Annotated in this window: 8 protein-coding genes and 1 pseudogene; 4 read left to right on the forward strand and 5 right to left on the reverse strand. The window is 52.5% G+C overall.

Annotated elements, in window-relative coordinates; all coding sequences use genetic code 11:
- Both KB557_RS07690 and bchM read left to right on the forward strand, forming a co-directional pair.
- Window positions 1-363 (forward strand): annotated as a pseudogene (locus tag KB557_RS07690) (N-acetylglucosamine-6-phosphate deacetylase); the annotation flags it as partial.
- A 26-nt stretch (window positions 364-389) separates the two neighbouring features.
- Entirely contained in the window at window positions 390-1085 is a 696-nt protein-coding gene (gene bchM, locus KB557_RS07695; protein ID WP_255132936.1) for a magnesium protoporphyrin IX methyltransferase, read from the forward strand.
- A 109-nt stretch (window positions 1086-1194) separates the two neighbouring features.
- On the opposite strand, the gene KB557_RS07700 is transcribed toward bchM, so the two are convergent.
- Genes KB557_RS07700 through KB557_RS07710 form a run of 3 tightly spaced genes read right to left on the reverse strand, consistent with a single transcriptional unit; the run spans window position 1195 to window position 3375 of the window.
- Window positions 1195-2118, reverse strand: coding sequence for a pseudouridine synthase (locus tag KB557_RS07700; protein ID WP_255132938.1), 924 nt, complete (start codon window positions 2116-2118; stop codon window positions 1195-1197).
- Window positions 2115-2861 (reverse strand): response regulator transcription factor, encoded by a 747-nt coding sequence (locus KB557_RS07705; RefSeq protein ID WP_255132948.1) that lies wholly within the window; start codon window positions 2859-2861, stop codon window positions 2115-2117. The genes KB557_RS07700 and KB557_RS07705 overlap by 4 nt, the downstream gene beginning before the upstream one ends.
- A gap of 7 nt (window positions 2862-2868) precedes the next feature.
- On the reverse strand, window positions 2869-3375 hold the full coding sequence (locus tag KB557_RS07710) for a hypothetical protein (protein WP_255132940.1): 507 nt from the start codon (window positions 3373-3375) through the stop codon (window positions 2869-2871).
- Between the two features lie 59 nt (window positions 3376-3434).
- Here KB557_RS07710 and KB557_RS07715 point away from each other — a divergent pair, with 59 nt between their 5' ends.
- Window positions 3435-4574, forward strand: a complete 1140-nt coding sequence (locus tag KB557_RS07715; RefSeq protein ID WP_255132942.1) for a cysteine desulfurase family protein — start codon at window positions 3435-3437, stop codon at window positions 4572-4574.
- On the opposite strand, the gene KB557_RS07720 is transcribed toward KB557_RS07715, so the two are convergent.
- Both KB557_RS07720 and rsmH read right to left on the reverse strand, forming a co-directional pair.
- Window positions 4546-5070, reverse strand: coding sequence for a DUF456 domain-containing protein (locus tag KB557_RS07720; protein ID WP_255132944.1), 525 nt, complete (start codon window positions 5068-5070; stop codon window positions 4546-4548). The genes KB557_RS07715 and KB557_RS07720 overlap by 29 nt on opposite strands.
- Complete coding sequence (rsmH, locus tag KB557_RS07725) at window positions 5067-5942, reverse strand: 16S rRNA (cytosine(1402)-N(4))-methyltransferase RsmH (RefSeq protein WP_255132950.1); 876 nt, start codon at window positions 5940-5942, stop codon at window positions 5067-5069. Before rsmH ends, KB557_RS07720 begins: the two co-directional genes overlap by 4 nt.
- A gap of 109 nt (window positions 5943-6051) precedes the next feature.
- Here rsmH and KB557_RS07730 point away from each other — a divergent pair, with 109 nt between their 5' ends.
- Window positions 6052-7236 carry an NAD(P)H-quinone oxidoreductase subunit H gene (locus tag KB557_RS07730; RefSeq protein ID WP_255132946.1) on the forward strand — a complete coding sequence of 395 codons (1185 nt, stop codon included), beginning with the start codon at window positions 6052-6054 and terminating at the stop codon, window positions 7234-7236.
- The last annotated feature ends 91 nt before the right edge of the window (window positions 7237-7327 follow it).

Here is a 7327-nt window from a genome sequence, read left to right on the forward strand (position 1 = left end):
GTGCTTTTGCAACGCTTGCTGCCAGAACAGCTTTTGCTTGTGAGTGATGCCCTAGCTCCCTATGGCTTAAGCCCCGGCGCTTACCCCTGGGATGAACGGCAGATCACTGTGAAGGCAGGCACCTGCCGCCTTGGAGATGGCAATTTGGCTGGCACCACCCTTGCTTTGCTTGTGGGGGTGAAGCGGCTAGCGGCTTGGAGTGGAAATCCAAATGCTGCAATTCGCGCCGCCACGGTGTTACCCAGGCGTCAGCTAGGTGATTTGCGCCCTGTGGAGCAACAGCTAATGGGAATGGCCTTGGTTGACACCTTGAAATGGCAATTAGATGCTGATAACAAGCTTGGCTGGCAGCGGAACGGGTAGGGTCCCCGGCAATGGCATTTATGCAGATGAGCAACCTAGAAAAAGCGGAGGTAAAGGGCTACTTCGAAACGGTTGGATTTGATCGCTGGAATCGCATCTACAGCAACAGCGCTGATGTGAACCGGGTGCAACGCAATATCCGCATCGGCCATCAAAAAACCGTCGACAATGTTCTGGCTTGGTTGCAAGAAGATAGCGATCTAGGTGGCCGTAGTTTTTGTGATGCCGGTTGTGGTGTGGGCAGCCTCAGCTTGCCTTTAGCTCAGCTGGGGGCCGCAAATATTGCCGCTAGCGATATTTCAGAAGCGATGGTGCAAGAAGCCTCCAGGCGGGCGGCCGAGGCCGGCCTCGAGGCCGCCCGTGTGCAATTCAGCTGCTCCGATTTGGAAAGCTTGAGCGGCACCTACAACACAGTGGTTTGCCTTGATGTTTTTATCCACTACCCGCAACCGCAGGCAGAGGTGATGGTTAAACATTTGGCAGGCCTTGCTGAACAACGCTTAATTGTGAGTTTTGCTCCATACACTCCATTGCTGGCCTTGTTAAAAAGCATTGGTTCACTTTTTCCTGGCCCAAGTAAGAGCACCCGGGCATACACTTTGCGAGAAACCGGCATCGTTGCAGCAGCGGCAGAAGCTGGCTTTAAACCCCTGCGGCGCAGCCTTAATAAAGCGCCTTTTTACTTTTCAAGATTGATTGAATTTGAACGGGTTAGCCTGTAATTAAATTAATAGTGCACTTGAGAGGATTTTGTTAATTGCGGCAGATCTTGAAGGATGTATCCAGTCAAATTGGTATTGATTTGCAAAAGCTAATTGAAATGCTTATTGATTAAGTATTAATCAATTCTAGTTTCTTTGGTAGTGGCGCTTCAAGTTTGAGTTCCTCGCCATTAGCTAGGGGTAACACCAGGCGATGGGCATGGAGCTGATAGCCGCCATCACCTGGCAGAGCATCGCTGGCAGTTCCCCCCACCTGATAAAGGGGATCACCCAGTAGTGGTGCCCCGGCGGCGGCGGCATGAATGCGGATTTGATGGGGGCGTCCGGTTGTAATTGTGAACTGCACCAACCAGGCATCAGCTTGCTTTTGCAATAGCTGCAGCTGGCTGGAAGCCTGTAATACCCCAGGGCCCTTTTGCTCAATTGCAGCAGCCCAGATGCTGCCAAGGCGGCGGTGGGGCCTCTGGCCAATGGCGGTGTTTAGTTCCAAGGCCGTCTCGGGTTGTAAATCCAGCAAAGCTGAACCTGAAGCAGGGATTTGCAGCAGGGCGCGATAAATCTTGCAGCAGCCTTGTTGGCCCCCGTGATCGCGTAACAGCGCGCTGAGCCAAGCGCGGCTGCAGCTTTTGCGGGCGCACACCAGCAGGCCTGAGGTGAAACGTCCGAGCCGATGCACCGGCCGTGGCAGGCCATATTTATCACCTTGATATTGCTTTTCCAGCAACTTGAGCAGGCTATGTTCCATAAAACCACCTGCTGGTAAAACCGGCAGTCCGCTGGGTTTATTAATTATTAGTAAATCGTTGTTGTTATAAATAATCGACCATTCATCCGGCACCGCTTCCTCCAGCCAGGGGGGACGATGCCATTCCCAATAGGCACCATTACAACGAATTTCACCACTATCTAAACGCTGTTGCCAATCGCTTATGGAACTATGGGGCCAACGTTTGGCATACCAAGAGCAGATCGCTTCTGCATCAAGGTTTATGCGATCACGATAGATATTGCCTTTATTAAATGCTGCCTTCAATTCACCAGGGCATTTTCAAGGGCATAACGCACTAATTCGGTGCGGCTTGAGGTGCCGGTTTTAGCAAACAATCGGCTCACATATTTCTCTACATTGCGGATTGATGTTTCCAATTGGCGAGCGATTTCTTTATTCATTAAACCTTCTGCCACCAGTTGCAGCACGCTCGCTTCCCTCGGTGTAAAAACATGATCGGCTGGGGCGATTCCTTTTTTATTGCCGCCCCCTTGCAGCATTGAGCGGATTTCAGTTATTTGTTTTGCCATCTGACCCATGTCGGTGTCGGCATAGCGGGCGGCTTCCCGCAAAAGCCTTTCTTGGCGTTGCACCACATTGCGCACCCGGGCAACTAATTCGTCGGGATCAAATGGTTTTGGGATGTAGTCGTCTACCCCAGCGCGAAAGCCAGTGATGCGATCGGAGGTCATCCCTTTTGCAGTTAGAAATATCACTGGAGTGCCACCGAGGCGTTCGTCTTCCCGTAAGCGTTTCAGCAGCCCGTAGCCATCCATGCGCGGCATCATCACATCGCTCAACACCACATCTGGGATTTCTGCTTGAGCCTTCTCCCAGCCCTCTTCCCCATCACAGGCAGTACTAACCAAAAAACCTTCGTCTTCGAAATAAGCCTGCACAGCGCTGCGAATGCCGGGTTCATCGTCTACTAAAAGCACCCGCGGTTGAGCGTTGAGCAGTGTTTCCACTGGTTCGCTTTGATTCGGGGTGGGGTTTGGATTTTGCATTTTGGTTTCAGCGGGCATTTCCCGGTAGGAGATGTTCCCGTTCGTTCAAGTTGCCACTAAAGCCCAATTTGCGGGCAACTGCTTGCAAATTATTTGGGTCTTTACCGGCCTGTTCCGGAAAACAGGCGGCCCACCAAATCAAATGGGATAAACGGTTGTGGCTACCTACAAAACCGCCGGGATTCAATTCCAACATCACCAACTGGCTGCCATTACTTGTTATGCGGGCTGGGGCGCTGGTATCGCAGCGAAGGGTTTCATTGCGTACTTTTACGTCGTTTACCGCCTCTTGCCAAAGCTTCAACCTTTTGCCATTTGGAAAATCATTGGCATCACGGATCGCATAAATCCCTGATACCTCTTTGCCATAGGGAATTGTGCGTTCCTGCAGGATCAACATTCCCGCTGGGCGATAGTTTTCTGGTTTTTGCATATCGAGGCCTAAGCCCTGCCCCCAGCTAGGGCTTGCAAGCAGTAATGCCGCCAGCATCACAAAGCTTGTATGGGAGGCCATAAACATTGCGCTACATTCCCCGCCAGCATGGTGCCAGCTAACACCTTTGGGGGGTTTCAGTGGCCGCTGCGCCGATCTACCTCGATCATCAAGCCAGTACCCCCTGTGATCCAAAGGTGGTGGCGGCAATGGCGCCCCATTGGAATGAGGAGTTTGCAAATCCCTCCAGCCGCTCCCACCTGCCTGGTTTGGCAGCAGCAGGGCAGGTGGAACAGGCAAGGGAGGTGATGGCGGCGAGCTTTGGGGTGCCTCCGGAATCCATGGTTTTTACCAGTGGAGCAACAGAAGCAAACAACTTGGCGATCAAAGGTTTATGCGAGGCAAGGATGGCAAGGGGTCGCCATTTGATCACGGTTGCCACTGAACATCGAGCCGTCTTAGATCCCTGCCGCTACCTCGAAAAGATGGGCTTTTGCCTCACGGTGCTGCCGGTGGAAGCCGATGGCTTACTGGATCCAGCTCGCCTGGAAGCTGCCTTGCAACCAGACACCGTGCTGGTGAGTGTGATGGCGGCAAACAATGAAATCGGTGTGCTGCAGCCCCTTGCAGCGATCGGAGCGCTTTGCCGCAGCCATGGGGCAGCTTTCCATTGCGATGCAGCACAGCTGGTGGGGCATCAGCAGCTCAAACCTTTGCAACTAGGGATTGATCTACTCAGCTGCAGCGGCCATAAGTTTTATGGCCCGAAAGGTTGTGGCGCCTTAGTGGTGGCTGATGGAATTGAGCTAGCAGCCCAACTCCATGGCGGTGGCCAAGAGGGGGGACGCCGCAGCGGCAGTTTGAGCACCCCTTTAGTGGTGGGTTTGGCAGCGGCATTGCAGTTTGCGCTTTTTGATGCAAGCGAGCGTGAACAACGGCTGGGGCTGCTGCGGGATCAACTTTGGCGTGGCTTGCAGCAACTGGGGGGAATGCAACTCAATGGTGCCCTCCAGCCGCGCTTAGCCCACAACCTAAATATCACGGTGGCTGGGGTGAATGGCACCAGGCTCCATAGCAATTTGAAAAAGCGTTTAGCTGTAAGTGGCGGCTCTGCTTGCAGCAGTGCAACTGGAGAACCATCCCATGTGCTGCTGGCCCTGGGCCGCAGCCGCTTAGAGGCAGCAGCTTCCGTGCGGTTTGGTTTGGGGCGATCCACTACAGAAACGCAGATCAGCGCAACTTTGGAGTGGTTCAGCCAGGTGCTGGCAAACCTCCGCTAAGCAAAACAAAGCTCACGATTCCCGCCAAGGTGAGCAGGGCCTGAGCGATGCGGCTCACAAGCATCCCAAGCACCACAGCTAACCCCACCTGCAAACCAAGCAACAGCTGGCTGGGGGTGGAGATAAGTTGCCCCAGGCTTGCCCCCAGCAAGGGTCCAACTAACGCCCCGAGCAGCGGTCCCCCGATTGGCAGAGCGGGCAATAAACCAAAAATTCCCACCAGTAGGCCAATGCCAGCGCCTAGGTAAGCCCAACGGCTGGCCTTAAGCCGCGCGGCCCCCAGCAGCATCCCAAGGGCATCAGCGCCCCAGCCGAGCAACAGCAGCAATAAGGCCACAGCAAAAGGGGGCCAGCCCTGCTGCCAGCCCACCGCCCAGCACCAAATCCCTGTGCCAATTGGTAGAAGCAGCAAGCCGGGCAACACTGGTAACACCACCCCTGGTAGGGCAACCAGCTGGATTATTAAGGCAATCCACCAGGTGATTTGTAGGTTCATAACTTTTCGCTTACGCGCAACTTGGCAGAACGGGCTCGAGCGTTACTGGCCTCTTCTGCGGCATCAGCTATCAGCGGTTTCCTGGTGATTACTTGTAAGGAGGGGTTGCTTTTAAAGCTGTTTTTCACCAACCGATCCTCCAATGAATGGAAGCTGATTACGGCAAAGCGAGCGCCGCTTTGCAACCAATGGGGCGCTTGATCTAGCAGTGTTTCCAATGCCCCCAATTCATCGTTTACGGCAATGCGCAAGGCTTGAAAACTTCGGGTGGCGGCATGGATGCGGCCATGGCGTTGCTTGGGGGGATAGCAACCGGCAATGGCATAAGCAAGGGCGGCAGTGCCGCGTTTGCCATCATCCCAGGGCTTTTCCGCTACTAATTTGCGGGCAATTCGGCGAGCCAATCTTTCTTCTCCGTTGTGAAATAACAAATCGGCCAGTTCTGTTTCCGTGAGGCGATCGATCAAGGCTGCAGCGGTTTCCCTTGCCCCCTCGGGGTTCATACGCATATCAAGGGGGCCATCACTACGAAAGCTGAAACCACGCTCCGCTTGATTTAGTTGATGGCTGCTAACGCCAAGATCAGCAAGCACTGCCACCACTGGGCTGGCTGGCTGGTAGCAGGCGAAATTTGTGGCAATAATTTGCACCCGTTCTCGATAGGGGCTTAGTTTTTCTGCAGCAGCCACACGGGCATTGGGGTCTTGATCAAGGCCGATCAGTTGCCAGCCAGGGTGAGCTTGAAGCAATAGGGCGCTATGGCCAGCGCCCCCCAAAGTGCAATCGAGCAGAATTCCTTCGTTTGGTAAGCAGGCGAAAGCTTCCAGCACTTGGCTTGGTAACACCGGTTCGTGTTCAAAGCCGGGTTGCAGCAGTGGATTGTGAGTGGAGGTGGGGCTGTTCAGGGTGAATTAAGCAAATAAAAACCGGTGGATGTGCCCACTCCTTCCTAGGATCACAAGAAAGCCAGGGCTTTGGTAGATGACGCAGCTGGAAACGCGCACCGAGCCGATGGTGCTCAATTTTGGGCCCCATCACCCATCTATGCACGGGGTGTTGCGGTTGGTGGTAACCCTTGATGGGGAAGATGTAGTGGATTGCGAGCCGGTTATCGGCTATCTGCATCGCGGCATGGAAAAAATCGCCGAAAGCCGCACAAATGTGATGTTTGTGCCTTATGTGAGTCGTTGGGATTATGCGGCGGGGATGTTTAACGAAGCGATCACAGTAAATGCACCAGAGCGCCTTGCTGATGTGAAGGTGCCAAGGCGGGCAAGTTATATCCGGGTGCTGATGCTTGAGTTAAATCGCATTGCCAACCATTTGCTTTGGCTAGGCCCCTTCCTTGCCGATGTGGGAGCTCAAACGCCATTTTTCTATATCTTCCGTGAGCGGGAGATGATCTACGACCTTTGGGAGGCAGCTACCGGCCAACGGATGGTAAATAACAATTATTTCCGCATCGGTGGAGTAGCAGCAGATTTACCCCATGGTTGGCTTGAAAAATGTGAGGATTTCTGCGATTGGTTTGGCCCGAAAATTGATGAGTATGAAAAATTAATTACTAATAATCCAATTTTTAAGCGCCGCATTGAAGGGTTGGGAGTTATTAGTCGCGAGCAGGCGATCAATTGGAGCCTTTCGGGGCCGATGTTGAGGGCATCAGGGGTGGAATGGGATTTGCGACGTGTTGATAAATATGAGTGTTATCACGAATTTGATTGGCAGGTGGTTACGGCCCAGGAGGGTTGTTGTTATGCCCGTTATCGGGTGCGAATTCAAGAAATGCGCGAATCACTAAAAATCTTGAAACAAGCTTGTAAGCAAATCCCAGGTGGCCCTACTGAAAATTTGGAAGCACTAAGAAAAGCAGAAGGAAAAACTAGTGAATTTTATGGATTTGATTATCAAATAGTTGCTAAAAAAGTAGCACCCACATTTAAGATCCCTGAAGGGCAACTTTATAGCAGGGTGGAATCAGGTAAAGGCGAACTCGGTGTATTTATCATCGGTAATAATGATGTAACTCCTTGGCGCTGGAAGATCAGGGCTGCGGATTTTAATAACCTACAAATCTTGCCTCATCTATTAAAAGGCGTAAAAGTTGCTGATATCATGGCAATCCTTGGTTCTATTGATGTGATTATGGGTTCGGTGGATCGCTGATTAACTCAAAATATTTCTTACAACGCATAATTCATAGTGGCTACCTGCTACCTGCGGGGCTCACTGGTTATTTATTCTTCAAAGGTAGCAA

It is taken from the genome of Synechococcus sp. Cruz CV12-2-Slac-r (assembly GCF_024346075.1).
Lineage (GTDB): Bacteria > Cyanobacteriota > Cyanobacteriia > PCC-6307 > Cyanobiaceae > Synechococcus_D.

What these genes read in the sequence shown, in the direction of transcription:
- KB557_RS07730 (WP_255132946.1), top strand. Translation starts at nt 6,052, where the DNA reads ATGACGCAGCTGGAAACGCGCACCGAGCCGATGGTGCTCAATTTTGGG.
- KB557_RS07705 (WP_255132948.1), bottom strand. Translation starts at nt 2,861, where the DNA reads ATGCAAAATCCAAACCCCACCCCGAATCAAAGCGAACCAGTGGAAACA.
- bchM (WP_255132936.1), top strand. Translation starts at nt 390, where the DNA reads ATGAGCAACCTAGAAAAAGCGGAGGTAAAGGGCTACTTCGAAACGGTT.
- KB557_RS07710 (WP_255132940.1), bottom strand. Translation starts at nt 3,375, where the DNA reads ATGGCCTCCCATACAAGCTTTGTGATGCTGGCGGCATTACTGCTTGCA.
- KB557_RS07720 (WP_255132944.1), bottom strand. Translation starts at nt 5,070, where the DNA reads ATGAACCTACAAATCACCTGGTGGATTGCCTTAATAATCCAGCTGGTT.